The organism is Amycolatopsis sp. NBC_01286, assembly GCF_035982555.1.
GTDB lineage: Bacteria > Actinomycetota > Actinomycetes > Mycobacteriales > Pseudonocardiaceae > Amycolatopsis.
Genome location: NZ_CP108428.1, coordinates 6123962 through 6149120, shown reverse-complemented (window position 1 = coordinate 6149120; position 25159 = coordinate 6123962). Strand labels below are relative to the sequence as shown.

The 25159-nt window shown below is 69.9% G+C and carries 29 protein-coding genes; 10 read left to right on the top strand and 19 right to left on the bottom strand.

What is annotated here, in order from left to right; translation table 11 throughout:
* Positions 1 to 69 precede the first annotated feature (69 nt).
* Positions 70 to 666, bottom strand: coding sequence for a TetR/AcrR family transcriptional regulator (locus OG570_RS29365; protein ID WP_326952372.1), 597 nt, complete (start codon positions 664 to 666; stop codon positions 70 to 72).
* Positions 667 to 702: 36 nt separating this feature from the next.
* Between OG570_RS29365 and OG570_RS29360 the strand changes: the two genes are divergently transcribed.
* The gene (locus OG570_RS29360; protein WP_326952371.1) at positions 703 to 1050 is read left to right on the top strand and encodes a cytoplasmic protein; all 348 of its coding nucleotides are present in this window, start codon (positions 703 to 705) and stop codon (positions 1048 to 1050) included.
* 121 nt (positions 1051 to 1171) lie between these two features.
* Here OG570_RS29360 and OG570_RS29355 read toward each other — a convergent pair whose 3' ends face one another.
* The gene (locus tag OG570_RS29355; RefSeq protein WP_326952370.1) at positions 1172 to 1873 is read right to left on the bottom strand and encodes a GNAT family N-acetyltransferase; all 702 of its coding nucleotides are present in this window, start codon (positions 1871 to 1873) and stop codon (positions 1172 to 1174) included.
* A 98-nt stretch (positions 1874 to 1971) separates the two neighbouring features.
* Between OG570_RS29355 and OG570_RS29350 the strand changes: the two genes are divergently transcribed.
* On the top strand, positions 1972 to 2850 hold the full coding sequence (locus tag OG570_RS29350; RefSeq protein WP_326952369.1) for a LysR family transcriptional regulator: 879 nt from the start codon (positions 1972 to 1974) through the stop codon (positions 2848 to 2850).
* Between the two features lie 14 nt (positions 2851 to 2864).
* Here OG570_RS29350 and OG570_RS29345 read toward each other — a convergent pair whose 3' ends face one another.
* The 3 genes from OG570_RS29345 to OG570_RS29335 are packed head-to-tail and all read right to left on the bottom strand — an operon-like array spanning position 2865 to position 4946.
* Positions 2865 to 3326 (bottom strand): nitroreductase/quinone reductase family protein, encoded by a 462-nt coding sequence (locus OG570_RS29345; protein ID WP_326952368.1) that lies wholly within the window; start codon positions 3324 to 3326, stop codon positions 2865 to 2867.
* A 38-nt stretch (positions 3327 to 3364) separates the two neighbouring features.
* Positions 3365 to 4366, bottom strand: coding sequence for a zinc-binding alcohol dehydrogenase family protein (locus tag OG570_RS29340; RefSeq protein ID WP_326952367.1), 1002 nt, complete (start codon positions 4364 to 4366; stop codon positions 3365 to 3367).
* A gap of 4 nt (positions 4367 to 4370) precedes the next feature.
* Positions 4371 to 4946 (bottom strand): NADPH-dependent F420 reductase, encoded by a 576-nt coding sequence (locus OG570_RS29335; RefSeq protein WP_326952366.1) that lies wholly within the window; start codon positions 4944 to 4946, stop codon positions 4371 to 4373.
* Between the two features lie 154 nt (positions 4947 to 5100).
* Between OG570_RS29335 and OG570_RS29330 the strand changes: the two genes are divergently transcribed.
* From OG570_RS29330 to OG570_RS29320, 3 genes are all read left to right on the top strand, one after another.
* Complete coding sequence (locus OG570_RS29330; protein WP_326952365.1) at positions 5101 to 5712, top strand: TetR/AcrR family transcriptional regulator; 612 nt, start codon at positions 5101 to 5103, stop codon at positions 5710 to 5712.
* 127 nt (positions 5713 to 5839) lie between these two features.
* Positions 5840 to 6427 (top strand): TetR/AcrR family transcriptional regulator, encoded by a 588-nt coding sequence (locus OG570_RS29325; RefSeq protein WP_326952364.1) that lies wholly within the window; start codon positions 5840 to 5842, stop codon positions 6425 to 6427.
* Between the two features lie 32 nt (positions 6428 to 6459).
* Positions 6460 to 7359, top strand: coding sequence for an NADP-dependent oxidoreductase (locus OG570_RS29320; RefSeq protein WP_326952363.1), 900 nt, complete (start codon positions 6460 to 6462; stop codon positions 7357 to 7359).
* A 69-nt stretch (positions 7360 to 7428) separates the two neighbouring features.
* Here the strand turns inward: OG570_RS29320 and OG570_RS29315 are convergent, their stop codons facing one another.
* Entirely contained in the window at positions 7429 to 7905 is a 477-nt protein-coding gene (locus tag OG570_RS29315) for a MarR family winged helix-turn-helix transcriptional regulator (RefSeq protein WP_326952362.1), read from the bottom strand.
* 45 nt (positions 7906 to 7950) lie between these two features.
* On the opposite strand from OG570_RS29315, the gene OG570_RS29310 reads away from it, so the two are divergent.
* Positions 7951 to 8847 carry an alpha/beta hydrolase gene (locus OG570_RS29310; protein WP_326952361.1) on the top strand — a complete coding sequence of 299 codons (897 nt, stop codon included), beginning with the start codon at positions 7951 to 7953 and terminating at the stop codon, positions 8845 to 8847.
* An 89-nt stretch (positions 8848 to 8936) separates the two neighbouring features.
* Here OG570_RS29310 and catC read toward each other — a convergent pair whose 3' ends face one another.
* From catC to OG570_RS29290, 4 genes are read right to left on the bottom strand one after another with little or no spacing between them, the layout of a single operon-like run.
* On the bottom strand, positions 8937 to 9227 hold the full coding sequence (gene catC / locus OG570_RS29305; RefSeq protein ID WP_326950793.1) for a muconolactone Delta-isomerase: 291 nt from the start codon (positions 9225 to 9227) through the stop codon (positions 8937 to 8939).
* Positions 9228 to 9260: 33 nt separating this feature from the next.
* The gene (gene catA, locus OG570_RS29300; protein ID WP_326952360.1) at positions 9261 to 10112 is read right to left on the bottom strand and encodes a catechol 1,2-dioxygenase; all 852 of its coding nucleotides are present in this window, start codon (positions 10110 to 10112) and stop codon (positions 9261 to 9263) included.
* A gap of 24 nt (positions 10113 to 10136) precedes the next feature.
* Positions 10137 to 11240: a mandelate racemase/muconate lactonizing enzyme family protein gene (locus OG570_RS29295; RefSeq protein WP_326952359.1), complete on the bottom strand. Its 1104-nt coding sequence runs from the start codon at positions 11238 to 11240 to the stop codon at positions 10137 to 10139.
* A complete protein-coding gene (locus OG570_RS29290; protein WP_326952358.1) occupies positions 11240 to 12145 on the bottom strand; it encodes a LysR substrate-binding domain-containing protein in 906 nt (301 codons plus the stop codon). Before OG570_RS29290 ends, OG570_RS29295 begins: the two co-directional genes overlap by 1 nt.
* A gap of 228 nt (positions 12146 to 12373) precedes the next feature.
* On the opposite strand from OG570_RS29290, the gene benA reads away from it, so the two are divergent.
* The 4 genes from benA to OG570_RS29270 are packed head-to-tail and all read left to right on the top strand — an operon-like array spanning position 12374 to position 14976.
* Entirely contained in the window at positions 12374 to 13735 is a 1362-nt protein-coding gene (gene benA / locus OG570_RS29285; RefSeq protein WP_326952357.1) for a benzoate 1,2-dioxygenase large subunit, read from the top strand.
* Positions 13732 to 14238, top strand: coding sequence for a benzoate 1,2-dioxygenase small subunit (benB, locus tag OG570_RS29280; protein WP_326950798.1), 507 nt, complete (start codon positions 13732 to 13734; stop codon positions 14236 to 14238). Before benA ends, benB begins: the two co-directional genes overlap by 4 nt.
* 8 nt (positions 14239 to 14246) lie before the next feature.
* On the top strand, positions 14247 to 14492 hold the full coding sequence (locus OG570_RS29275; protein ID WP_442788196.1) for an ATP-binding protein: 246 nt from the start codon (positions 14247 to 14249) through the stop codon (positions 14490 to 14492).
* A 40-nt stretch (positions 14493 to 14532) separates the two neighbouring features.
* The gene (locus tag OG570_RS29270; RefSeq protein WP_326952356.1) at positions 14533 to 14976 is read left to right on the top strand and encodes an alpha/beta fold hydrolase; all 444 of its coding nucleotides are present in this window, start codon (positions 14533 to 14535) and stop codon (positions 14974 to 14976) included.
* Between the two features lie 71 nt (positions 14977 to 15047).
* Here OG570_RS29270 and OG570_RS29265 read toward each other — a convergent pair whose 3' ends face one another.
* The 9 genes from OG570_RS29265 to OG570_RS29225 form a co-directional block, all read right to left on the bottom strand.
* The gene (locus OG570_RS29265; protein ID WP_326950800.1) at positions 15048 to 16253 is read right to left on the bottom strand and encodes an MFS transporter; all 1206 of its coding nucleotides are present in this window, start codon (positions 16251 to 16253) and stop codon (positions 15048 to 15050) included.
* 67 nt (positions 16254 to 16320) lie between these two features.
* Positions 16321 to 17169, bottom strand: a complete 849-nt coding sequence (locus OG570_RS29260) for an aminodeoxychorismate lyase (RefSeq protein ID WP_326952355.1) — start codon at positions 17167 to 17169, stop codon at positions 16321 to 16323.
* Between the two features lie 26 nt (positions 17170 to 17195).
* Positions 17196 to 18098, bottom strand: coding sequence for an ATP-grasp domain-containing protein (locus tag OG570_RS29255; protein ID WP_326952354.1), 903 nt, complete (start codon positions 18096 to 18098; stop codon positions 17196 to 17198).
* Positions 18099 to 18177: 79 nt separating this feature from the next.
* Positions 18178 to 18897, bottom strand: coding sequence for an SDR family oxidoreductase (locus tag OG570_RS29250; RefSeq protein ID WP_326950803.1), 720 nt, complete (start codon positions 18895 to 18897; stop codon positions 18178 to 18180).
* A gap of 99 nt (positions 18898 to 18996) precedes the next feature.
* Positions 18997 to 20112, bottom strand: coding sequence for a homoserine O-acetyltransferase MetX (gene metX / locus OG570_RS29245; RefSeq protein ID WP_326950804.1), 1116 nt, complete (start codon positions 20110 to 20112; stop codon positions 18997 to 18999).
* Positions 20113 to 20163: 51 nt separating this feature from the next.
* On the bottom strand, positions 20164 to 21126 hold the full coding sequence (gene cysK / locus OG570_RS29240) for a cysteine synthase A (RefSeq protein ID WP_326950805.1): 963 nt from the start codon (positions 21124 to 21126) through the stop codon (positions 20164 to 20166).
* Entirely contained in the window at positions 21101 to 21967 is an 867-nt protein-coding gene (dapF, locus tag OG570_RS29235) for a diaminopimelate epimerase (protein WP_326950806.1), read from the bottom strand. Before dapF ends, cysK begins: the two co-directional genes overlap by 26 nt.
* 35 nt (positions 21968 to 22002) lie before the next feature.
* A complete protein-coding gene (locus OG570_RS29230) occupies positions 22003 to 23613 on the bottom strand; it encodes a YqcI/YcgG family protein (protein ID WP_326952353.1) in 1611 nt (536 codons plus the stop codon).
* 32 nt (positions 23614 to 23645) lie between these two features.
* On the bottom strand, positions 23646 to 25124 hold the full coding sequence (locus tag OG570_RS29225; protein WP_326952352.1) for an alpha/beta hydrolase: 1479 nt from the start codon (positions 25122 to 25124) through the stop codon (positions 23646 to 23648).
* Between the last annotated feature and the right edge of the window lie 35 nt (positions 25125 to 25159).

Genomic DNA, 25159 nt, shown 5'->3' with positions numbered 1-25159 from the left:
TCGACACAGCAGCTCACGAACGCGGGCCGTAGCAACGCTCCCCAGGCAGCGCCGAGGACGTCACGCCGTTCAGTCCGTGGGCTCGAGGGCCGCTCGAAGGATCGCCCGCGCGGAACCGGCCAGCACCTCGGCGGCGCGTGCGCGGTCGAGCCCGCCGATGTCGGTGAGCCACACCAGCGACTCGATGCCGGTCGCGGATCGGATCGCGACGGCGGTTTCGCGGATGTCGACGTGCGGATGGGTCTCGGCCAGCGGCGCCAGCGCCTCCTCGATCCAGCGGATCGCCCGGCCGCCACGCAAGACCGGCTGCGTCGCCCCCGGCTCCAAGGACAACCGCAGCTGCGCCCGAAGTTGCGGCTCCCAGCGCACCACGAAATCCAGGAACGACCGCATGACCAGCTCCAGGCGCGCGTCCGCGTCAGCCGGCGCGTCGACCGGCAGCAACCCGACGCCGTCCTCGATTTCCGGATAAGCGGCGAGCAACAGAGCGCGCTGGTTCGGGAAGTAGCGGTACGCCGTGGTCCGCGAGATACCCGCGATCGCGGCAGCGTCCTCGACGGCCGGCGACTCCCCCGCCGCGAGCAACTCGTGCGCGGCCGCCACCAGCGCGGCCCGGGTCCGGCCCTTCTGCCGCCGGCGGCCGGTGGACTCATATGGTCCCGCCATGCCATCATGGTACTCCAGTGCCACAAGGAGGCAGTCATGGCCGACGACCCCATGGAAACGAACCCCGAGCTGTATCGAGTCGCCTTCGAAAACGAACGCGTCCGGGTGCTCGAGTACCTCGACGGGCCAGGCGACCGGACCGCACCACACCGGCACCCGGACAGCGTGATGGTCACCCTCAGCCCGTTCCGGCGCCGGATCCACGCCGGCGGCCGGGAAGTCGGCGTCGATCTGCCGGCAGGCGCCGTCCGCTGGCTCGACGAACAGGAACATTCAGGCGAGAACGTGGGTGACACCCCGACGCACTCGGTGTTCATCGAGCTGAAGGAGCCTCGTCCCGACGGCTTCGTCGCGACCACCGCCCTGGGACCCGCTGAACCATGAGGACGCACTGCCCGCTCCGAGATGATCCGGCGGCGCCGCGGACGGTGACGTCGGCCTGGGACCTCGGCCGCGTGGTCACGGCATCAGCCTGACGACACGGACGCTTGCGGCGGCGCGGCCGCTACCTCGGGCGCAGGACCGTCATGAAGAGTTCGCGCCGGACCGCGAACCCCAGCGTCTCGTACAACCTGATCGCGTTCGTGTTGGTGGCCGCCACGTGCAGGAAGGCCCGCTCTTCCCGGCCGGCGATACCGGCGATCAGCGCCCGCACGAGGCTGCTGCCCAGCCCCTGGCCCCGATGGTCCGGAGCCGTGCACACGGCACTGATCTCCACCCAGCCGGCGGGCCGCATGCGCTCCCCCGCCATCGCGGCGAGCACGCCGTCGCGGCGGATTCCCAAGTATGTTCCCATTTCGATGGTCCGCGGCAGGAACGGACCCGGCTTCGTGCGGCCGGCGAGGTCCAGCATCTCCGGGACGTCCGCCGCGCCGAGACGGACCGCCCGGGCGTCCGGGGCGCCCGTCAACGCCGGCGGCGCGGTCAACTGCACGACGTCGAACCGGTCGGCGACGGTCCAGGTCGCGGGCACCGGCCCGGAATGGTGGACGTACGCGGCCGAGCCGTGACCCACGAGGCGGGCGGCGTCGGCCCAGTCCCGCTCGGTCGCGTCGGCCGGGAGGCCGAGGAAGGGCGACACGTCCGTCCGGTAGCGCAGGACGCGTCCGCGCCGCTCGGCGAGTTCCGCCTGCGCCGGGCCGGACAGGGCCGAGTACACCGGGTTGTCCAGGACGTGCTCGACGTCGGTCTTGAGCTGGTTCACCACGGGGTCTCCTCAAAGCCGGGGCGGGGCGCACTTCCAGCATCTCCACGAGCCTAAGATGAAGCAAATCGATGACGTTCATCTCTCGATCGGTGGACTCGATGAGTGTGACCCTGCGCCAGCTGGCCGTGTTCGTGGCCGTCGCCGACCACGAGGGCTTCGGCGCGGCCGCCGCCGCGCTGGGCCTGAGCCAGTCGTCGGTGTCGCACTCGCTCGCGTCGCTCGAAGCGGCGGTGCGCGGCGAGCTGGTCCGGCGAGCCACCCCGGTGCGGCCCACCCCGCTGGGTGAAGTGCTGCTCCCGCACGCGCGCGCCACGCTGTCCGCGGCCCGGGCCTTCGACGCGGCCGCCGCGGCGCACACCAGCGCCGCCGCGGCCGCGTCGATCAGCCTGTCCGTGCCCCCGACCGTCGCCCGCGGGCTGCTCCCGGAGCTGCTGCGGCTGTGGCACGACCACCTGCCGCACCTCGAAGTCACCGTCTTCGAGGCCGTCGACGACGAGATCGGCCAGTGGCTGGAAAGCGGGACCGTCGACGCGGCGTTCCTCATCGACCCGGACCCGCTCCCCCGCGGCGCGCTGCACGTGGCGACCGACGCCTACGAAGCCGTGGTCCGCAGCGACCACCCGCTGGCCGGCGAGGAGGCCGTCGAGCTGGCCGAACTGCTGGAAGACCCGTTGCTGGTCACGACATCCGGGTTCGGACCCCCGATCGAGCGCCTGCACGCGCTGGCGGGCCTGCCCTACCGGCCCGCCCGGCGCATCCGCGAGCTGATGACGTTGCTGTCCATGGTGGAGGCCGGCCTCGGCGTCGCGATCCTGCCGTCCCTGGCCGCGAGTATGCTCTCCGGCACCCTCACCCACATTCCGCTCCGGCCCCACCTGGAACGCCGGCTTGTGCTCACCGGCCCGGCCACCCGGCCCTGGCACCCGAGCGTGGTCACGATCCGGGACCTCACCGCAACGCACGTCAGGTCCGGCTGATGCCGGTGTCCGGGTCAGCTCTCGGTGGGTTCCAGCAGGATCAGCGGGACCTCGCGGTTGCCGGCCTCGACGGCTCGGGTGCGATGGCCGGCGAAGAACGGGTAAAGCTCGTCGACGTAGGTCAGCCAGCTCTCCCGCTCCGCGCCTTCGGCCACCCGGGCGGTCATCAGCCGGCGGTCGGGACCGTCCTGCAGCTGGACCGTCGGGTGCGTGACGAGGTTGTGGAACCAGCTCGGGTTGCGGGCCTGGCCGCCGGCCGACGCGCCGACGGCGTAGACGCCGTCACGCTCGATGCGCATCAGCGCGACCTTGCGCAGCTTGCCCGAACGGGCGCCGCGCATGGTCACCACGACCACCGGGCCGCCTTCCATCGTCGCGCCTTCGCGGCCGTCGGTGCGCTCGTAAAGCTCGACCTGGTCGCGGGTCATCGGGTTGGTGCTGGGGACGTACTCACCGTCGAGCAGATCCTTGGTCACGTCAGGGACTTCCTTTCATCGAGGGTGGTTTTCACGCGTCAGCCGGCGATCTGGATCACGGTCTTCCCGACGGTCCGGCCGCTCTCGGCGAGCGTGTGCGCCGTCTTCATGTTGTCGGCGGTCAGGCCCTCGAGCGTGGTGGTGACGATCGGACGCAGCCGGCCCGCCACGACGTCGGCCGCCGCCCGGGCGAGGATCCGGCCCTGACTGGCGACGTCGCCGTCGGCCACGATCTTGCTGAACACCATCTCGCTGTGCAGCGACAAGGACTTGCCCGTGAAGGCCCCCAGGTCGAAGGGGCCGGTCAAGTCGATGGCGGCCAGGTGGCCGAAGGGCCGCAGCACCTCGGCGATCGCCTCGAGGTGACCGCTGGTGCCCGAGGTCGAGAACACCAGGTCGACGTGGTCGATCCCCGCCGCGCGGAGCTGTCCGGCCAGGTCGCCGCGGTGGTCGACGACCAGGTCGGCGCCCATCGCCGTCGCCCACGCCTGCGACTCGGGCCGCGAAGCCGTACCGATCACGAACGCCGGTGTCGTGGCCTTGAGCAGTTGCGTGGCCATCGACCCGACGCCGCCGGCCCCGCCGATGACGAGCACCCGGCCGACACCGGCGGGCAGCGCGTCCTGGTCGCGGAACAGCGATTCCCAGGCCGTGAGGACGCCGATGGGCAGCGACGCGGCGTCGGTGAACGCGAGCCCGTCCGGGATCCGGGCGACCACCCGGTGGTCGACCGCGACGCGCTCGGCCCAGCTGCCGTCGCGGGTGATGTCGCCGGCGCCCAGCACCCGGTCCCCGACCGCGAACCCGGTGGCCTTGGGCCCGGCCGCGACGACGACCCCGGCAAACTCCCAGCCGAGGATGACCCGGCCGCCGGGCTCGGCGCTGCGCGTCTGCCGGATCGCGGCTTCACCCGGGTTGACGCCGATCGCGTGGACCTCGACCAGCAGGTCGCCGTCGCGTAGCCGGGGTTCGGCGACCTCGACCAGGTTGATGGCGAACGCGTCGAGTGCGTGCGCTTTCTCGTAGGCCAGTGCCTTCACGGCTTCAGTCCTGCTTCAACGCGTGCAGTGCCGAGAGCGGGCCGCCGATCTGCATCAGCCGGCCACCCTCGCGCAGCGATCCGGCGTCGACCGGGGCGAAGCCGAGTCCGTCGGCGACTTCGCGGAAGTCCGCTTTGGCGGCCTCGTCGTCACCGGCGTAGAACAGCAGCTGCCGCCCTTCCGCGTGCCGGGGACCGGCGGCGATGTACGGCGCGTAGAGGGTGTTGAACGCCTTGACCACGCGCGCGCCCGGCGCCCGGTCCGCGACGAACTCGCTTGCCGTCCCGACCTCGACGTCGGCGAAGGTGTTGGTGGTGTCGACCAGGATGCGGCCGTCCCACGCGGGCAGCCCGGCCAGCGCGTCGCCGACCTGCGGCCACATCACCGTGAGGAAGACCATGTCGGCGGCGGCCGCCTCGGCGGCCGTGCCCGCGCTCGCGAGCGGGCCCAGCCGGGTCACGACGTCGAGCAGCGTGTCCGGGCCGCGGCTGTTGCCGAGGGTCACTTTGTGGCCGGCCGCCACGAGGTGACCGGCGATGGCCTGCGCGACCGTCCCGGCCCCGATGGTGCCGAAGTTCATGACCACCCCTTCCAGACTTTGATGACGTCCGCCATCAATAACTATGATTGCCATCGTCATCATTAATTGTCAAGCCAGGCTTCGCTGTGGACGCTCGATTTGATGATGAGTATCATCGGAAGAGGCGGTGTGGCCGCCGGGGAAGGTGGTCGACGTGCCTCGCATCACGCAGGAGCAGAAGCAGCTCAACCGCGAGAAGATCGTCAACGCGGCCGGCGAGGGGTTCCGGCTGCGCGGCATCGACGGCATCGGCATCGAGGAACTGATGAAGTCAGCCGGCATGACGCACGGCGGGTTCTACAACCACTTCACCTCGAAGGACGACCTCGCCCTCGAAGTCCTCCACCAGGGCTTCACCGACTCACTCGAAGCGCTCGACGCCATCCGCGACGCCCATCCCCGCTCGGCGCGCGCGGCCCTGCACGACATGGTCGACGGGTACGTCAGCGCCGAGCACCGCGACCACCCCGAGGCCGGCTGCGCCTCGGCCGCCCTCGTCACCGACGCCGGCCGCCACGGCGCCGCCGCCCAGGCCGAGTACCGGCGCGGGCTCGACGGCTACTTCGCCGCCATCACCGAGATGCTGCTCGAACGCGCCCGCCAGTCCGGCACCGAACTCACCCCCGCCGAGGCCCGCGAGCGCGCCGTGGCGCTGTTCAGCCAGATGGTCGGCGCGCTGACCCTCTCCCGCGCCATCGCCGACGCCGCGCCGGACCTGTCGGACGAAGTCCTGACAGCCAACCGGAAGCGGCTCAAGAAGCTGTAGACCTTCGCTTCTCGCGACCGTCCGACTCGGCTCGCATTCAGGCTGTCCGGTTTGACAGGATCGAGCTTCGCCCGTAGATTTTCAATACGAACCGGTACCGTATTGAAAGTCAGGAGGCGACAGCCCGGTGAACCCCCCACCGGTCCGAGGCAGGCCGCGTGACGCCGGCCGTGACGTGGCGATCCTCGACGCGACGCTGCGGATGCTGACCGCCTCCGGGTACGAGCAGATGTCGATCGAAGCGGTCGCGGCCGAAGCCGGGGTCTCCAAGGCGACGATCTACCGCCGCTACCCGAACAAGGCGGCGCTGGTGGTCGCAGCCGTCGAGCACCGGGCGGGCGCCACACCGCCCGAGGTCAGCTCGGACAACCTTCGCGACGGCTTGGCCGCCATGGTGACCTGGCTCGCGAGCGAGATCGCCGAACAGGAAGTCGGCCTGCTCGGCGCGCTCTTCGCCGGGATGCGCAGCGATCCGGACCTGGCCGCGGGGATGCGGCGCATCCTGCACCGCGACGAGGCCGCGATGGCCGGAGAGTCCTTCCGCGGCGCGCTCGAACACGGCGAAGAACTGGCCCCGCGGGCGGCGGAACTGTTCGCGGAGATCGCCTCCGCCATCATCGTCCACCGGCTCGTCGTGGCCGGAAGACCTTGCGACGGCGTCTTCCTCGACCACCTCGTCGACGACATCCTGCTGCCGCTCATCCGGCGCCGGTGAACGGCACCTCCGACGTCCCGAAAGGACCGGCCATGCGCATCGTCCGTTACGATCGATTCGACGGCATCGAGCAGTTGTGGATCGACGAGGTTCCCGTCCCCGAAGCCACCCCGGGTCATGCGGTGGTGCGGATCCAAGCGTCGTGCATCAACCCCGGCACCCTGTCCGCGCTGCGCGGAGCGACCTACGTACCGATCCGCGACCTGGCCGGCACGGTCACCGCCGTCGGCGCGGACGTGCACGACGTCAAGATCGGCGACGAGGTGCTCGGCTGGTCGCAGGACTGGTCGGCGCACGCCGAATTCGCCGCCGTCCCCGTCGAGCAGCTGGTCCCGAAACCGGCCGTGCTCTCGTGGGACGTGGCCGGTTCCCTTTACGTCACACCGATGGCCGGCCTGGCCGCCGTCCAGGCCGTCGAGCCCCGCGAGGGCGACGTCGTCGTCATAGCCGGCGCGTCCGGCGGGGTCGGCCTCACGGCCGCGCAACTTGCCCGGCGAAATGGTGCGACGGTGATCGGCATCGCGGGGCCGGGCAACGCGGATCGGCTGCGGGAACTCGGTGTGCGCCCGGTGTCCTACGGCGCCGACGTGACCGAGCAGATCCACAAGGCGGCCGAGGGTCGTCCGATCGACGCCTTCATCGACGCGTTCGGGTCAGGGTACGTCGACCTCGCTCTCGCGCTCGGGGTGTCCCGGCAGCGCATCAACACCGTGGTCGATTACCAGGCCGCCAAGGAAAAAGGGGTCAAAGCCCTCGGCACGGTCAACGCCGGTGGCAGTTCAGGTCTGCGGAATCTCGCCGATCTCGCCGCCTCGGGGGAACTGGCCGTGCCCATCGCCGCCGCCTACCCGCTCGCCGCGGTGCAAGCCGCCTATCACGCGCTCGCCGAGACCCGCCCCTTCGGACGGATCGTCCTGCACCCGCAGGCGTAGCCGCGCCAGCGTTCCGTTGCTCTCACTGGTCTTCGACGCCGGCCCGGCGGACGTCGAAACCGTGCCACCTCATCCGGCCGGGAGCCCCAGCTGACGTCGTTCCAGGTTCGAGCGCACGGCGTGGAGGGCTGCTGAAAGCGCTGTCAGCTCATCAGCGGTGACGGCCTCGCCGAGGATTTCCCGGATCGCTGCCCGCCAGACAGGCTCCGCCCGGGACACGACCGATTCGCCCGCGGGGGTCAGCGCGAGCAGGGACGAGCGGCGGTTGGCCGGATTCGGGCGACGCTCCAGCCAGCCCTGCTTCTCCAGGCGGTCGACGATCTTGCTGGTCGTTCCGACACCGATCGCGAAGGCGGCGGCGAGATCCGCGACGCGGGCGTCCGGGTGGTCGCGGACATGACGCAGCAGCTCGAAGTACCCGCCCGCGACACCGGCCTCCGCCTTCACGCGGTCGGTGACCGCGTTGTAGAGCCGCGTCTCCACACGGACGAGGTCGGTGAACAGTGTGTCGAGGGCCACCAGATCTGCCGCTGCACTATCTGCCATGGCATATACTGTACTGGCAGGAACTCCGGAGTGGAAGGCAGGACGATGTCCACAGATCAGCGTGAACGCCTGGACGCGCAGCTCCGCGGCGCCGGTGTCGGGGCCGAGCAGTCCGTCGCCGAGCTCCGCGAAAGCTTCGTGAGGCTGATGGACCCGCTGCCGGTGCCGGAGGGCATCCACACGCGCGAGACGTCATTGGGCGGACGCCCCGCGCTGCACATCAGCCCGGACACCACGCCCGGCTCCGGGACCCTGCTCTACCTGCACGGCGGGTCGCACGTCGTCGGCTCGCCCCGCACGGCGCTCGGCCTCACCGCGGGCCTGGTCGTCAGAACCGCGATCCCCGCCCTCTCCCTGGACTACCGGCTGGCGCCGGAGCACCCGTTCCCGGCGGACGTCCAGGACGTGGTCACGGCCTACCGCGAACTCCTCGACCGAGGCCACGCACCCGGATCGATCGCCTTCGCCGGCGACTCCGCCGGCGGCGGACTGACGATCACGGGCGCACTCGCTGCGCGCGACGCCGGACTCCCCATGCCGGCCGCGATCGTCGCGTTCTCACCAGGCCTCGACGCGACCCGGACCGGCGAAAGCATCGTGACCAAAGCGGCTGCGGATCCCCTGCTCGACCGCGCGAGTCTCGACCGCATGAGCAGCTTCTACGTCGCGGACCAGGACCGTCGCGACCCGCTGCTCAGCCCGGCCGTGACCGCCGACCTGACCGGTCTGCCGCCCATCCTGGTACAGGTCGGCACGAACGAGATGCTCCTCGACGACGCCCGCCGGCTCGCCCTGCGCGCGTCCGACGCAGAAGTCGACGTCATCCTCGACATCACCGCGAAGGTCCCGCACGTGTTCCAGTCGTTCACCGGCCTGCTCGACGAGGCCGGCGAAGCGCTCGACCGAGCCGCGCTCTTCCTGCGCCAGCGCGTCCGCGGCTGACACGCTCCGGGCGTTCCCGATCCGAGACGCCTGAGGTGCGTGGTCGCCCTAGCCCGTGCTGCTGCCCTGCAGCCCTAAGGCCGCTGTGTTCAGGCCGGCCCGTTGTCGATCTTCGACGGGTGCCTGGCCAGCGGGGTGACCTCGATGTCCATGTACGGGAACAGCGGCAGCCCGGACAGCAGGGTGTGCAGCTCGTCGTGGTCGGTGACGTCGAGGATCGAGAAGTTGGCGTACTCGCCCGCGATCCGCCACAGCTGTGGCCACTTCCCCGCGCGCTGCAGCCGCTGGCTGTACTCCTTTTCGCGCGCCAGCACGGCGGTGCGTTCCGCCGGGTCCAGGTCCGGTGGAAGGCGTACGTCCATGCGAACGTGATAGAGCATCGGTCTCTCCACAGTGGACGGACAGGGGACGGGTCAGGACCGCTCGGGGTCCAGGACGAAGCCGTACTCGATGGTTTCGCCGTCGGCGGCCGGGCGCGGTGACAGCATCAGCTCGGGCTTGACCGCCGAGGCGATGTCGTCGTCGTTGTGGTCGTCGCCCGGGAAGTAGAGCTGGGCGGTCAGCAGTTCGTGACCCGGCGCCGACACCTTGACGTGCAGGTGCGCCGGGCGCCACGGGTGCCAGCCCGCCGCGGAGATGAGGTTGCCGCACGCGCCGTCGGTGGGGATCTGGTACGGCGCCGGGCGGACCGTGCGGATCTCGAACTTGCCGTCGGCGTCGGCGGTGAACGCCGCGCGCAGGTTCCACTCCGGGATGCCGGGGGCGAACTGGGAGTAGAAGCCGTCCGCGTCGGCGTGCCACAGCTCGACCTTCGCGCCGGCCAGCACCGCGCCGTCGGTCGAGGTCACCTGCCCGGTCCAGGTCAGTGGCGTGCCCGGCTCGTCCGCGCGCATCGGGACGGCCCCGCGGGCGCCCTGCTCGGGCGCGTCCGGGACGTAGTACGGGCCTTCGATGGTGCCCTTGTTGCCTTCGCGGTGTTCGGTGGCGACGTCTTCGACGACGTGCTCGACCCACACGTCCAGGAACAGCGGCCACTCGCCGGTCTCGCCGACGCTGATGAGCCACGACTTGAGCGCGTTGTACTCGGCGTAGGTCACCTTGTGGCGGCGGATGGTGCCGTGGACGGCTTCGAGCACCTCGCGGGCCAGCAGGCTGACGCGCTCCTTCGGTGTCCCGGCGACGCCGGCGAGCTTGTCGGACTTGAACCGTTCCGTCGCGTGGGAACCCGAACCGGCGGCCGTGGCGGTCTCGTGGATGGCGGTCATGAATCCTCCTTGATTCGTGGTGGGTCAGCAGTCCTGGCGATAACGCCGGAGCTTTCCGGGATCGACGTCGGCCCCGAGACCCGCGCCGGGGCGGACGGTGAGTTCGCCGTCGGTGATGCACAGCTGTTCGGTGAGCAGGTCGTCGCTCATGTCGAGGAAGTTGGACAGCTCGCCGGGCCGCCGGGACGTCAGCGGGTAAGCGGCGCCGAACGCGACCGTGCACAGGGAGCCGAGCTGGCCGTCGATCTGGTTGCCCATCACGACTTCGAGGCCGAGGCCCTCGGCGAGGTGGTGGGTGCGCTGCGAACGGGTGAAGCCGGTGCGCGCGGTCTTGATGCTGATCGCGGTGGCCGAGCCGCCGAGGACCTCGCGGGTGACGTCGGCGGGCGTGACGGCGGATTCGTCGGCGATGAACGGCACGTCGAGCTGCCGCACCAGCCACCGCCGGCCGAGGACGTCGTCGGCGGGGCAGAGCTCTTCGGCGAACAACAGCCCGAGGTCGGCCATCTCCCGCATGGCGCGGGCGGATTCGGCGGCCGTCCAGCCGCGGTTGCCGTCGACGTAGAGGTCGACGCCGTCGCCGAAGGCCTCACGCAGGGCGCGCACCACGGCGGTGTCGAGGGCCACCGGGTGGCGGCCGACCTTGACCTTGAAGGTGGTGATGCCGTGGGTGTCGCGCATCCGCTGTGCCTCGGCGACCATCGCGGCGGGCTCGTCGAACCCGAGCATGTGCGACACGCGCATGCGGTCGGTGTAGCCGCCGAGCAGCTCCGTCACCGAGACGTCGAGGGTGCGCCCGAGCGCGTCCCACATCGCCATGTCGACCGCGGACTTGGCGGCCGGGTTGCCGACGGTGCGGCCGAGCCGGGCGTGGGCGACCTCGCGGTCGAGCAGGCTCAGCCCGACCAGCTGCGGCGCGAAGATCGTCTCGATCACGGCGACGACGCCGGCCTGCGTCTCGCCGTAGGTGAACGGCCGCGGCGGTGCTTCGGCGATCCCGGTGACGCCGTCGTCGGTGTGCACCCGCACGAGGACGTGCTCGGCGGCGTGCACCTCGCCGGAGGCGAACCGCAGCGGCTTGCGGTACGGGATGGCGAACGGGATCGCCTCGACCCGGGTGATCTTCATCAGGTGACCTCAGCGGGTGGTCGTGCGGACGGGAAGACGTCCTCGAGGGCCGCGAGGACGGTGCTGACGAGCGGGGAACGGGTCTCGCGGTGCCAGGCCAGGGCCAGCTCGACGGTCGCCGCGCCGGCGAGGTCGCGGAACACGACACCGGCCAGCGGGAGCGATCGCGCGGAAGCGGGCACGACCCCGACGCCGAGGCCACCGGCGACCAGGGCGAGCAGCGTCGCGGTGCCGGGGGCTTCGTGCTGCTCGCGCGGGGTGAACCCGGCGTCCCGGCAGCTGCGCCGGACGGCCTCGTGCACGACCGAGTTGCGCCCGGTGTAGGTGACGAACGGCTCGGCACGCAGGTCCGCCACCGCGACGACGGGCTCGACGGCCAGCCGGTGGTCGGCGGGCACGGCGAGGATCAGCGGTTCGACCTCGATCACCCGGAAGTCGATGTCGGCCCCGGTGACCGGCGGCCGCAGCACCCCGATGCCCAGGGTGCCGGACCGCAGGTGTTCGCACTGCTCGGCGGTGAGGAGGTCGGCGCGGACCTCCAGCTCCACCTGCGGGACGCGCTGCGTGAGCGCCCGGGCCAGGTGCGGGAGGTGGGAGAAGGCGGCCGTCCCGGTGAACCCGACCCGGACCAGGCCGAGCTTGCCCTCGCCGATGCGCCGGACCCCGCGGACGCCGTTGCCGACCGCCGCGAGCACCCGCTGGGCCTCGGCGAGGAAGAACTCGCCGGCCGGCGTCACGGTGACCTGCCGGGTCGTGCGGGCCAGGAGGGTGACGCCCAGTTCGTCCTCCAGCTGCCGGATGGTGTGCGACAGGGCCGGCTGGGCGACGTGCAGCAGTTCGGCCGCCCGGCCGAAGTGGCACGTCTCGGCGACGACGGTGAAGTAGCGCAGGTGCCGTAGTTCCATGGCGGACCTCCTCCTGTGCCTCCGTCGCCGATCACTCCACCGTAGGGAGCGCACTCATCGAAGACAAAGACTTGATATCGCGTGATTGATAAACACTATCTATCAATGACACCCTGAGTCAGCACTGGGGTTTTGCCTGGTGTGACCGGCGGCACGGCCTGTCATGGTTCGAAGTCATGCCACGGCGGCACCGGTCGCCGGAGGCCGATCCGCGCCGCTGGAGGACCCATGACCGAGCTGCTGCAGCACGCATCCGCCGTCGTCGACGACGCCGTGGTCGAGGACCCCGAGGCGGGCGTCTACCGCGCCAACCGGCGGATCTTCACCGACGAGGAGATCTTCGAACTCGAGCTGAAGCACATCTTCGAGGGCAACTGGATCTACCTCGCCCACGAGAGCCAGCTGCCCAATCCCGGCGACTACTTCACCACCCACATCGGCCGCCAGCCGGTCGTCATCACCCGGGACAAGCACGGCGAGCTGCACTGCCTGATCAACGCCTGCGCCCACCGCGGCGCGATGATCTGCCGCCGCAAGACCGACAACCGCACCACGCTCACCTGCCCGTTCCACGGCTGGACCTTCCGCAACGACGGCAAGCTGCTCAAGGTCAAGGACCCCGACGGCGCCGGCTACCCGGACTCGTTCGACACCGACGGCTCCCACGACATGACCAGGGTCGCGCGGTTCGAGTCCTACCGCGGCTTCCTGTTCGGCAGCCTCAACCCGGACGTCACGACGCTGGCCGAACACCTCGGCGACACGACCAAGGTGATCGACATGCTCGTCGACCAGTCACCGGACGGCCTGGAAGTGCTGCGCGGCGCGTCGAGCTACACCTACGACGGCAACTGGAAGGTCCAGGCGGAGAACGGCGCCGACGGCTACCACGTCACCGCCACCCTCTGGAACTACGCCGCCACCACCGCCCGCCGCGCCACCGGCGAGTCCAAGAACAGCACCAAGACCCTGGACGCGGGCAGCTGGGGCAAGTCCGGCGGCGGTTACTGGTCCTACCCGAACGGGCACCTGTGCCTGTGGACGTGGGCGGGCAACCCCCAGGACCGTCCACTGTGGAGCCGGATGGCCGAGCTGAAGGAGAAGTTCGGCGACGCCAAGGGCGAGTTCATGGTCCGCGGCTCCCGCAACCTCTGCCTGTACCCGAACGTGTACCTGATGGACCAGTTCTCCACGCAGATCCGGCACTTCCGGCCGATCGCGCCGGACAAGACCGAGGTCACCATCTACTGCATCGCGCCGAAGGGCGAGAGCGCCGACGCGCGGGCGTGGCGGATCCGGCAGTACGAGGACTTCTTCAACGCCTCCGGCATGGCCACCCCGGACGACCTGGAGGAGTTCCGGTCCTGCCAGCTCACCTTCCGCGCCACCGCCGCACCCTGGAACGACATGAGCCGCGGCGCCCAGCACTGGCTGACCGGACCGGACGAAGTCGCCGAGGCCCTGGACATGAAGGGCGTCATCTCCGCCGGCAAGAAGAACGAGGACGAGGGCCTCTACCCCGTCCAGCACGGCTACTGGCGGGAAACCATGCAGGCCGCGATCGCCGCCGAGCGAGGGGAAACCCGATGACCACCGCCGAAACCACGATCACCCAGCGGGACGTCGAGCAGTTCCTCTACCGCGAGGCCCGCTACCTCGACGACCGCGAGTTCGAGAAGTGGCTGGAGTGCTACGCCGACGACGTCGTCTACTGGATGCCGTCCTGGGGTGACGACGACCTGCTCACCGAGGACCCGCAGACGTCGGTCTCGCTGATCTACTACCCGGACAAGGGCGGCCTGGAGGACCGGGTGTTCCGCATCCGCACCGAACGCTCCAGCGCGACGTCCATCCCGGAGCCGCGGACCAGCCACAACATCACCAACGTCGAGCTGATCGAACGCCGCGGCGACCTCGTGGACGTCCGGTTCAACTGGCACACCATGTACTTCCGCTACAAGACGGTCGACCCGTACTACGGGACGTCGTTCTACACCCTCGACTTCTCCGGCCCGGCGCCGCTGATCCGCCGCAAGACCGTGGTGCTGAAGAACGACTACATCCACCACGTCGTCGACGTCTACCACTTCTGAGGCCCGCCATGACGCACCAAGTCGTCCTGGAGGTGCTCGACGACGGCCCCGGCATCCCGCCCGAGGACCGAGAGCGCGTCTTCGAGCGCTTCGCCCGGCTGGACGACGCCCGCGCCCGCGACGCCGGCGGCTCAGGCCTCGGCCTCACCCTCGCCCGCGACATCGCGGCCCGTCACGGAGGCTCACTGCACGCGGCGGACAGCGCGACGGGCGCCCGGCTGGTCGCGCGGCTGCCGGGACCACCTCACCGGTGAATCGCCGAACACCTGCTGTCGCAGGTGATCACGTGAAGTAGTGGCCCTGCCCGATGTCCTCGATCAGGCCGGGGTGGGTGGGCTTCCAAGCCAGCAGCTCCTGCGTGATGGCGCTGGACGCGGGCATGTCGGTACCGAGCAGGTCCTCCTCGCCGGGCCGCCGCGCGATGGTGGAGAACCGGCGCGACCCGCCGTCATCGAGCGGCAGTTCCGCATCCTCGGCGGTGCGACGGACACCCCGGAACGGGCGGCGATCCGGGAGGAGACCATCGCCGCGATCCTGCGGACCGTCGACGTTCCCGTGCTGATCCTCGCCGGCATGCGCGACGGCGTCATCTCCCCCGAGTCCACGTTGCGGGCCGCACGCAGCGTGCCCTGGGCCAAGGCGGTGCTCTTCGAGGACGAGGGCCATTTCGTCACACGGGAACGCCCGGAGCGGCTCGCCACCGAAGTCGCCGCCTTCCTCGAAGAACTGAACTCCTGACCGCTTCGCGTCTTGTGGTCGGCACCTGCTGCGGAGTGCCGTCCAAGACGTCTGGGGCTCATCGAGGTGGGTCAAAGCGTTTTCGGGCGGGAGGCAAGGGCACCGAACACCGTCTGGACCACCACGAGCGCGACCAGAATGGCGAGTGCCGGGGTCCATGACGCGGTGGCGTCGTGGACGGCGCCGATGGCGATCGGGCCGAGTGCGGCGAGGGTGTAGCCGGCGGCCTGGGCCATGCCCGACAGCGCCCCGGCTTCGGCGTAGTGCCGTGTCCGCAGCCCGAACAGGGACAGTGCCAGGGTCAGGGTGATGCCGATGGAGAAGCCGGCGATGACGGCCCAGATCACGGCGATTCCCGGCGCGAGCAGAAGCCCGGTCAGGGCCCCCATCAGGAGCAGCGACCCCCCGATGGCGATCGGGCGCTGGTCGGGAAGCCGGTGGACGAGCGCGGAACAGAGCAGACTGCCGAGCAGCCCGGACAGGTTGAACAGGAGCTGGTGGAAGCCCGCGGCCGCCGAGCTGATGCCGACGACTCGCTCGATGGAGGGCAGCCACGTCAACAGGACGTAGAACGCCAGTGACTGCAGGCCCATGAAGAGCGTGACCTGCCACGCGAGCGCACTCCTCCACGGGGAGCGCGTCCCGCTCGCGCCGGGGCCGGCCGACGGCGTGACGATTCGGGTGAACCGGCGCAGCCGAGGGGCGAAGACGCCGAGCGCCAGGACCGCGAGCCCGGCCCAGACACCGAGCGAGAGGCGCCATCCACCGGATTGCTGACCCGCGAGCGGGACCGCGATTCCGGCGGCGATCGCGGCGACGCCGGACTGGGCCGCGGTGTAGACGCCGGTGACCGGTCCGATGCGGGCCGGGAAGTCGCGTTTGACGAGTGCGGGCAACAGCACGTTCACCGTCGCGATCGCGACGCCGAGCAGCGCGGTACCGGCCCACAGCAGGGGCTGGGGCGGCGTGGAGCGCAGCACGATGCCGACGGCGAGCAGGAGCAGCGCGGCGCCGAGCGCGTGTTCCAGTCCGACCTTGGCGGCTACCTTCGGGGCGATCGGCGAGAACGTGGCGAACGCGATCAGGGGCACGCTGACCAGCACCGACGCGGCCACCGACGAGAGTCCCTGGTCGTCTTGGACGATGCCCAGAACCGGACCGAGGCTGGTGATCGCCGCCCGCAGGTTCGTGGCGATCAGGAGAACGCCGGCCAAGATCAATCCAGGGCGCAGCAGCGTCGCCCGTGGCGAGAGTGCTGTCCGGGCAGGGACGGTCATGAACTCAGAGCCTCCTCGTGCTGAGACGTCCTATCGGGGTTGCCCGAAGCCGGGGTGAACGGCGAGCTCAGGCGTAGCCGGCTTCGTAGGCCGCGCTCAGCTCACGGTGGAGTTCGCTCGCGTCGGGCAGCACCTTGCCGTCGAGCGTGTGCACCCTGGTCAGCTTGCGCACCGAAGAGGCGACGAAAACGCCGTCGCCCGCGTACAGGTCGTCCACGGACAGCATCTCGATCTTGGCGGTGAACCCGGCGCGCTCGGCCCCACGGTAGACCGCGGCCTGCGTGGTCCCGGGCAGGATGCCGAGAATGGGGGGCGGGGTGTAGAGGGTCCGGCCGCGCACCATCACCACGGACACGGTCGGGCCTTCGAGCACCGAACCGTCGGTGGCGGTGAAGATCACATCCGACGCCCCGCGCCGGTCCGCCTCGCGCAACGCGGCCATGTTCACCGCGTACGACAGCGTCTTCGCGCCCAGCAGCAGCCACGGCGCGCGCACGGCCAGCCCCGGCTCGATGCCGCGCTCCAGGGTCACCGCGGCGATACCTTCGCTCCGCTCGCTCATCATCTTCGGAGTGATCTCCAGACCGAGCGCGAAGGCGGTCGGCGCCGAGCCATGCCCGGCATCCGATCCCCTCGTGTAGATCAGCTTCATCGCGAATTCGCCGTCGCCGCGCCAGTTGTCGATGACCTGCCGGGCGGCGCGCTTCCAGTCCGTCTCGCTCGGTTCCGGCAGGTCGAGCATCCACGCCGACCGGACCAGCCGGTCCAGGTGGAGCCCCAGCTCCCTCGGCTCCCCGTTCTCGACCAGCACCGTCTCGAACACCCCGTCGCCGCGCAGCAGCCCCAGGTCGGTGGCCCGGACGCACGGATCGTCGGGTTCGGCCACGGTCCCGTCCAGGAAAGCAAGAACGCGCATGCGCTGCTCCTGTCCTCGACGCCTTGTCATCTGACGCCTCGCGACGAAGAGCCACCGACGCGTTCGGCCAGGACCTCGGCGAACCGCAGGGCGCTGCCCTCACCGAAGGGCAGGTTCAGCGACGGTTCGCAAATGTCCAGCTCCAGTACCACCGGCTTGCCGTTGTCATCGCGTATCAGGTCGACGCGGCCGTAGAGCAGGGGCCGGTCGAGTCCCAGGTGCGACGCGGCGGCATCGAGTGCGGCCGACGCAACCACGCGTTCGCTCTCGTCGGCGACGCGCGCCTTGCGGAATTCGAGCGTCGGCACGTTCACCGTTCCGTCCGGCATCAGCATCGCGCTCTTGCGGATGGCGTGGCTGTACCGCCTGTCGAAGTAGACGAGGTCGGTTTCTCCGTTGCTGTCGACCGAGCCGAAGTAGGGTTGCAGCAGGACCTGCCCCCCTTCCTCGCACAGCCGCGACATGTGGCCGGCGGCTTTGGTCTCCATCGACCGGGTGAATCGCTGGACCTCCCTCGAGTACGCCCCGACAACGGGTTTGACCACGATCTCGGTGGCCTCCGGGTGTTCGGCCAGGAAATCGCGCACGACGGACGCGGGATCTTCGCTCGGTCCGGCGAACCTGCTCGGGACGATGGGGACGCCGAGGGCGGCGAGGTCGGCCAGGTAGGACTTGTCGAGCGCCCACCGGGCGACCGCCAGTGGATTGAGCAGGAGCGTCGAGGCGTCGACGCGTTCACACCAGGCCAGGAACTCGGAGAGCCGGTCGACGTAGTTCCACGGCGAGCGCAGCAGAACGGCGTCGAAGCGGGACCAGTCGACCTCCTCGTCCTCCCACTGGCATATCTCCGTGGTGAGCCCGATCGTGGTGCAGGCCTCCCGCAGGAGTGGCATGTCGTAGTCGATGGCGAGGTTGACGGTGTCGGTCACGAGGGCGACGGTGGTCATGACGCGAATCCCATGCTCGAGGTGCGGGACGGGGAAGCCGGGCTCGCGGCCCGCGGATAGGTCACCACGGCAGAACCTCGCCCGCGTGCACATAACTGCCCGTGGGACCGTGGTCGTCCAGCAACGCCAGGCTGACGCTGGTGGCGGCACCGGCCGGGGGTTCGAGGTCACCCGCCCCCTCGTTCATGCCGGTCCTGGTGTAGCCGGGGTGCGCCGAGTTGACCTTGATCGGTGTGTCGCGCAGCTCGTAGGCCAGGTGCACGGTCCACGAGTTCACCGCGCCCTTGGTGGCGCTGTAGGCCGGCAGCGACTTGAAGGTGGGGCTGTAGGTGTAGGAGCCGGGATCGCTGTGCAGGGTGAGGGAAGCGAGCAGGCTCGAGACGTTGACGATCCGTCCCGCCGGCGACCTGCGGATCATCGGCAAGAACGCGAGGGTCACCTCGACCAGGCCGAACACGTTGGTGTCGAACGTTTCGCGCCATTCGGGCAGCGACTGCTCCGACGGCTGCTTGCCGTACTCCTCGATCCGGACGGCCGCGTTGTTGACCAGGATGTCGAGCCGGCCGTATCGGGTGTCCAGCTCCGCGGCGGCGGTGGCGATGCTCCGCGAGTCCGTCACGTCGAGCTGGAGGCCTTCGACGTCCAGACCGGTACTGCGCAGGCCCGCCGCAGCCTCCGTGACTGCCGTGCGGTCGCGACCGCTGAGCACCACCCGGACGCCCTTGCCGGCGAGCTGGCGCGTGATCTCGAGCCCGATGCCGCGGTTGGCACCGGTGACCAAGGCTATCTTCGACGGGGTTGTCAAATCGGTCTCGCTCTCTCGTCGTTCCGGCAATGTCTCGAAGGAAATGTCACGAAGGCCCAGGAACTGGACCGGTGGTCAAAGGGTGGACAGGAACTTCGCCACGGGCGGTCCGACGCGGTCGATGTCCACGAGGAACGCGTCGTGCCCCTTGTCGGACTCCAGCGACAGGAACTCCACCTCGGCCCCACCGGCGCGCAGGCCGTCGGCGATCTGCCGCTGTTGCCGCAACGGGAACAGGATGTCGGTCTGCGCGCCCATCACCAGAGCCTTCTCGACGCGCAGCCGGGACAGCGCCTCGGCGGTGTCGCCGCCGCACGGCTCGCCGAGGTCGAACCAGTCCATGCTGCGGCTGAGGTAGAGGTAGCTGTTGGGATCGAACCGGTGCACGAACCGGCGCGCGTGGTGCTCCAGGTACACCTCCACGGTGAACTCCGGGCCGAACGAGTGGTGATCCACCCCGGTGGCCGGGTCCGGCTTCGCACGGCCGAAGCGGCAGTCCCACTCCTGGGCCGATCGGTAGGTGGTCATTCCGATCTTCCGGGCGGTGATCATGCCGCGCTCGGGATAGCACTCCGCCGCATAACGACCGCGGTTCCACTGTGGATCGGACCTGATCGCCTCGCGTTGCAGGGAACGGATCGCGATCGAGAACGGCAGGGAGTGCACCGCTCCGGAGATGTTGACGTGGCTGCGAGCCAGGTCCGGGTGACGTGCCAGCAGGGCCAGTGCGCTCATCCCGCCCATCGAGGCACCGATGACGCACGCCAGCCGCTCGAAACCCAGCGCACGCGCGGTGAAAGCCGCGGCGTCGGCGATGTCCTCGATGGACAGTGCGGGGAAGTCCAGCCGATAGGGCTCGCCCGTGGCCGGGTCGGGCGAGGACGGCCCGGTGGAGCCCTTGCAACTGCCCAGCGAGTTCACGCAGATCACGTACCAGTGATCGGTGTCGATCGGTTTGCCCGGCCCCAGCATCGCCTCCCACCAGCCGGGGCCGGGATCATCCGGCTGGGACGCGGCGTGCGCGTCGGGCGAGAGACCCGTGAGGATCAGCACGGCGTTGTCCCGTTCCGCGTTGAGGCGCCCGAAGGTCTCGTAGGCGATACGCGCGCCGTGCAGCACGCCACCGCGTTTCATCCTGAAGCCGTCCGGCACGCGGACGAAGCGCGTCGCGGGCGGAATGAATTCCCTCATAGCTCAGATCCGGTCGGGTCGGTGGAACCTCAAGGGCGGATTGGTCGGGAATCAGCGATCGAGGGCGGCCAGCCATTCGTCGTCCGAACCCTCGGATATCCCTTCGAACCAGAAACCGGACAGATAGCGTTCGCCGGTGTCCGGCAGCATCGCGAGCAGCACCGAGCCCGCCGGCGCGTTCTGCGCCACACTCAGCGCCGTCGCGACGGTGGCGCCCGCGGACATGCCCGCGAAGATCCCCTCTTCGGCGGCGAGGCGCCGCGCGGTGTCCCGGGCTCGCTCGTCGTCGACGGTCACGAGTTCGTCGATCACACTGCGGTCCAGGACACCGGGTTCGAAGTTCGGGGCCAACCCCTGCAGCTGGTGCAGGTTCCACGCCTGACCGGCCAGCAGCGCCGCTTTGGCCGGTTCGAGCACCACGATGCGCACTTCGGGACGAGCGAGCTTGAGCATCTGGCCGACTCCGGTGACGGTGCCGCTGGTGCCGAAACCGGTGACGAAGTAGTCCAGCCGCTTCCCGGCGAAGTCACCGAGGATCTCCGCGGCCGTGGTCTCCCGGTGGTACGCGGGGTTCGCGGGGTTCTCGAACTGGCGGGCCCGGAACCACCCGTGTTTCCCGGCCAGCTCGTCCGCGATGCGGTTGCCGCCCAGGCTGCCGAGGTCGCCGGGGAACAAGATGACCTTGCCGCCGTAGGCGCGGATGAGCTTGCGTCGCTCCACCGAATAGGTGTCCCCCATCACCGCCACGAACCGGTAGCCACGCGCCGCAGCCACCATCGCCAGCGCGATGCCGACGTTGCCGGAAGTGCACTCCACGATCGTGTCGCCCGGCTTGAGTTGTCCTCTGGCCTCGGCGTCGAGGACCACGGCGAGGGCCAGGCGGTCCTTGACCGAGCCACCGGGGTTGAACGACTCCACCTTGACGTACACCGTGACGTGCTCGGGCGCGAGCCGGTTCAGCCGTACGATGGGCGTGCGGCCGACTACGTCAAGAATGCTGTTGTAAAGAGGCATGACGAAACTTTCCTTCGTAGACGGTTGTGGCCGGACCGGCCAGGACTATCCGCTCGCCGTCGTCCGGCCAGCTGATCTGGAGTTCGCCGCCGGGCACGGAGACCGTGACGCTGCGGTCGACGCGTCCCCGACGCATCAGCACAGCCGCCGCGGCGCACGCCCCGCTGCCGCAGGCGAGGGTCTCGCCCGCGCCGTACTCGTGGACGCGCAGCCTGATCCGGTCACGCGACACGACCTGGGTGAAACCCACGTTGACGGTGGGCGGGAAGATCGACGAGGCCCGCACGGCCGGACCGATCCGCGACACCGGCGCGGCGTCGATGTCGTCGACCTCGATCACGACGTGCGGGTTGCCGGTGGACACGGCGGCGAAGCGGACGAGTGTCCCGTCTTCCAACGCCGTCTCGTAGAGGTCTTCCTGGCTCTCGAAACCGAACAGCGGGATCTGCTCGGGGGAGAACCGCGGCACGCCCAAGCCGATGCTGAAGGCACTGTCTCCCAGTACCTCCACCGAGTGCGTGCCGCTCGGGCTGTCGAGCGCGAACCGGGGCCCTCGCGCCAGACCGGCGCGAAGCAGCCAGGCGGCGACACAGCGCGCGCCGTTGCCGCACTGCATCGAGCGCGAGCCGTCCGCGGTCCAGATCTCGAAGGACGCAACCGCCTGCGCGCTGCGTGGTGGTCTCACCCCGAGGATCAGGTCACACCCGACGCCTCGGTGGCGGTCCGCCAACGCCCGGCAGAGGTCGGGCGAAGGCGACGCCGTGTCCCGCAGATCAAGCACGACGAAGTCGTTGCCGCAACCATGCATCTTGGTGAACTGCCACAGGGGGGACGTTGTCACCCGACTCGCCTCCCGGCCGTGACGCCGCCCCGGTTTCATCGATCCGCAACGGTCTCGAAGACGGGCGCGACCATGTCCATGATGGAGTCGACCGCACCGCCGTCGGTGCCCTCGCCAGGTGTGGCGGTGAACTCGGCCAGTTCGATACCCAGGACGTCGGACGCGGGGATGGACTCGAGTATCGCCCGGATCTGGTTCGGCAGCAGCCCGTCCGGCACCTGGTAGTCGGCCGGGACGTAGCCCGGTTCGAGCACGTCCCAGTCGATGTGCACCCATACCCGTGATCCGTTGACGGCCTGCGCCACCCGTCGCGCGGTGGCTTCCGCCGGCGGGATGATCCGGACGCCGGCCTCGTCCAGCAGCACGCGCTCGGCCGCATCGATGTCACGTGCTCCGATGAGGATGACCTGACGGGGGTCGAGCCCGGCGCCGTGCCCGCTGTCCCACAAGCCGCACGCACCCGACAGCGCCATACCGCCGAGGTAACCCGACCCGGTGGTCTCCGGGGTGTTGAAGTCCCCGTGCGCGTCGATCCACAACACGAGGCAGTCCGGGTGTTCTCGCGCCACCACGGGCAAGCTGGCGAGGCTGGCCGCGCAGGTGTTGGCGACCATCACCGTGCGGTGGTCGGCCGTGATGCTCGCCGACACCGCCTGTCCCAGCGCGGTGAGGGTTTCCCCGGCGGCGGGCAGGCTGACGCTCCAGTCGTCGTCCACCGGAGCGCCGGGCCGGCCGACGTACTGCCCTTTGGCGTCGTAGCGCTGCTCCAGCGCGTGCGCGGTGCGCTCCGCGCCCTCCAGCATCCCCGGCGCACGGTCGCCTATCCGCCCCTGGGACACAATGATCTCGATCATGGACAGATCCCCCTCTGATTTCTTGATCACATCCGCCGGACGAGCACCTCCGCCAAACTCGAAGGGGCACTTGTCCACTCTCTCGATGTTGTCTTCCACGAGACCGTACTGACACCATTCGAGTGCGCCGGCCCCATAGGAACCCAGCTGCCAGGAATGCGGGATACCGTCGTAACGGCCGATTCGGTCGCGGATGTTCGAGCGGACCTTGCGGCCGCTCGGCGTGTCACCGGCGAAGACGTCGAACCGTTCTCGCGGGTTGATGACGAGGATGAAGTGCCCGCCGAGATTGCGGCTTCGACGGACCCGGTGCGCAGGACTGCTCATGTTGCAGAAGAGCGGCATTCCGTCGAAGCACATGGACCAGGCACCGGAACGCGGATCTCGGCCGATGTCGTCCGGCCAGGGCGCGGGATCGATCTCGTGCAGTTCTTGAAGGATCTTCCAGCCGAAGGTGTGGTAGTCGTCGACGGTCCGCGCGGCGACGGCCTCGCGCGAGAACGCCACGACCAAGGGGTACGCGGTGTCCAACCTGCCGTCCCACGCCCGGGACAGCTCCACGTAGTCCCGCAGACCCTCCCCCAAGCGCCGGATTTCCCTTCTCCCGCGGTGTTCGACGAAGATGAATTTCACCAAGCGTTTTTTGAAGGCGTTCCTGGAGAACACACACGGAAACTCCGGATCGGCCAGGCGGGACTCGACATCATCGAGCACCGCGCGGTGCCAGCCATCGGCGTCCTCGCCGGCGCGTGTCTGGGAGATCAGTCTCGTTCTTTCGTTCGACTTGTTCACCTGAGTTGTCCATATCTCACTGAAGTCGGCCGTCAGGGCGTGGGCTCTGGATGGGCTGGGCACACGACGTCCGCGGCGGGCATCGCCGCGGTCAGCAGGTAGTCGGTCGCGTAGCCGTCGACGCAGGCGTTGCGAACCTGCGGACGGTTGTACAGGCCGTGCGAGCCGCCGCCGCTCTCGATGATCATCCGGGAGGACGGCACCATGTCGTGCGTACGGACGGCGCCTTCGAACGGCGTGGCACCGTCCATTGTGGCCTGCAGCATCAACACGGGTGGCAGCCCGCGGCCGTCGATGGCCATGGGCTGTCTGTTCGGCACGGGCCAGTACGCGCAGGGCAGGCCGGACCACGTGTTCGCCCAGGTCTCGAGCGGCGCTTTGGCCGCGTAAGCCGTGCTGTCGCGATCCCAGCGGGTCCAGTCCCGCGGCCACACGCCCTCGTTGCAGCTGATCGCGGTGTAGGCCGCGGTGGCGTTCTCGGCCGCAGCGGACGTCGGCTCGGCCAGCCGGGCCAGCTCCACCAGCGCGGCCGGATCGGACCTGGTCGCGTAGTCGCTCAGCGCGCGGGCGTTGCTCACCCAATTGGTGTCGAAGTAGGCGGAGTTGAGGATCACGGCGTCCAGCTCGCCCGGACCGAGCACGCCGATCGCCGCGTGGGCGAGCCGGGCGCGGGCCTTCCCGCCCGCGACCTCGACCGCCTGCCGGGTGACGCCGAGGTGGAAGACGTCGTCGTGGCGCGCGATCCAGTCGAACCACTGCTCCGCTCTGGCCTGCAACGCCACGTCCTGATCCAGGTTGCCGCGGTACCAGACGTCGTCCGGGTCGGCGTCGGCCACGCTGTCGAGGACCATGCGGCGCACCCGGCCGGGGAACAGCTGCCCGTAGACCAGGCCGAGATAGGTGCCGTAGGAGGATCCGTAGTAGGAAATCCGCTGCTCTCCCAGTGCTTTGCGGATCTCGTCGATGTCGCGGGCGGTGTCGGTCGTCGTCAGGTGCGGCAGCTCGGCCCCCGATCGCCGGGCGCAGCCGGTCGCGTACTGCCGCGCACGGGCGGCAGCACGCGCTTTGTCCGCCGGGCCGCCGGGGTCGGGGTCGGAAACGGGCTGGGCGAAGAACGCCGGCCCGTCCACGCAGCTGATCGGACTGCTGCCGCCGACACCACGCGGATCGAAGCCGATGTAGTCGTAGACCCGCCGCACCGAGTCCGGGAGGATCGCCGCCCGGTACAGGCCACTGCTGCCGGGCCCGCCGGGGTTGTAGACCAGGACGCCCTGCCGTTGGGCCGCCGGCCCCGTCGCCTTCAGTTTCGACACTTTGACGGTCAGCCGGGCGCCCGACGGCCGGTCGTAGTCCATCGGCACCGAGATCGTGCCGCACTCGTAGTCCGGATGGTCTTCACAGGGGTGGTCGAACAGCACCCGCGGCGTCGCGGGTGCTACCGCCACCGCGACCGATGCCGGTGGAATCAGCCCTGTCACGAGCATCGCGACGGCCGCCAAGACGAGCTTCATCGCATCTCCGTTCTTCTCGGCCGGGCGCTACCACC

Coding starts and splice junctions, on each gene's coding strand:
- OG570_RS29365 (WP_326952372.1), bottom strand. CDS start 666: ATGGCGGGACCATATGAGTCCACCGGCCGCCGGCGGCAGAAGGGCCGG.
- OG570_RS29360 (WP_326952371.1), top strand. CDS start 703: ATGGCCGACGACCCCATGGAAACGAACCCCGAGCTGTATCGAGTCGCC.
- OG570_RS29350 (WP_326952369.1), top strand. CDS start 1,972: ATGAGTGTGACCCTGCGCCAGCTGGCCGTGTTCGTGGCCGTCGCCGAC.
- OG570_RS29335 (WP_326952366.1), bottom strand. CDS start 4,946: ATGAACTTCGGCACCATCGGGGCCGGGACGGTCGCGCAGGCCATCGCC.
- OG570_RS29320 (WP_326952363.1), top strand. CDS start 6,460: ATGCGCATCGTCCGTTACGATCGATTCGACGGCATCGAGCAGTTGTGG.
- OG570_RS29315 (WP_326952362.1), bottom strand. CDS start 7,905: ATGGCAGATAGTGCAGCGGCAGATCTGGTGGCCCTCGACACACTGTTC.
- OG570_RS29310 (WP_326952361.1), top strand. CDS start 7,951: ATGTCCACAGATCAGCGTGAACGCCTGGACGCGCAGCTCCGCGGCGCC.
- catC (WP_326950793.1), bottom strand. CDS start 9,227: ATGCTCTATCACGTTCGCATGGACGTACGCCTTCCACCGGACCTGGAC.
- catA (WP_326952360.1), bottom strand. CDS start 10,112: ATGACCGCCATCCACGAGACCGCCACGGCCGCCGGTTCGGGTTCCCAC.
- OG570_RS29295 (WP_326952359.1), bottom strand. CDS start 11,240: ATGAAGATCACCCGGGTCGAGGCGATCCCGTTCGCCATCCCGTACCGC.
- OG570_RS29290 (WP_326952358.1), bottom strand. CDS start 12,145: ATGGAACTACGGCACCTGCGCTACTTCACCGTCGTCGCCGAGACGTGC.
- benA (WP_326952357.1), top strand. CDS start 12,374: ATGACCGAGCTGCTGCAGCACGCATCCGCCGTCGTCGACGACGCCGTG.
- benB (WP_326950798.1), top strand. CDS start 13,732: ATGACCACCGCCGAAACCACGATCACCCAGCGGGACGTCGAGCAGTTC.
- OG570_RS29275 (WP_442788196.1), top strand. CDS start 14,247: ATGACGCACCAAGTCGTCCTGGAGGTGCTCGACGACGGCCCCGGCATC.
- OG570_RS29265 (WP_326950800.1), bottom strand. CDS start 16,253: ATGACCGTCCCTGCCCGGACAGCACTCTCGCCACGGGCGACGCTGCTG.
- OG570_RS29260 (WP_326952355.1), bottom strand. CDS start 17,169: ATGCGCGTTCTTGCTTTCCTGGACGGGACCGTGGCCGAACCCGACGAT.
- metX (WP_326950804.1), bottom strand. CDS start 20,112: ATGAGGGAATTCATTCCGCCCGCGACGCGCTTCGTCCGCGTGCCGGAC.
- cysK (WP_326950805.1), bottom strand. CDS start 21,126: ATGCCTCTTTACAACAGCATTCTTGACGTAGTCGGCCGCACGCCCATC.
- OG570_RS29225 (WP_326952352.1), bottom strand. CDS start 25,124: ATGAAGCTCGTCTTGGCGGCCGTCGCGATGCTCGTGACAGGGCTGATT.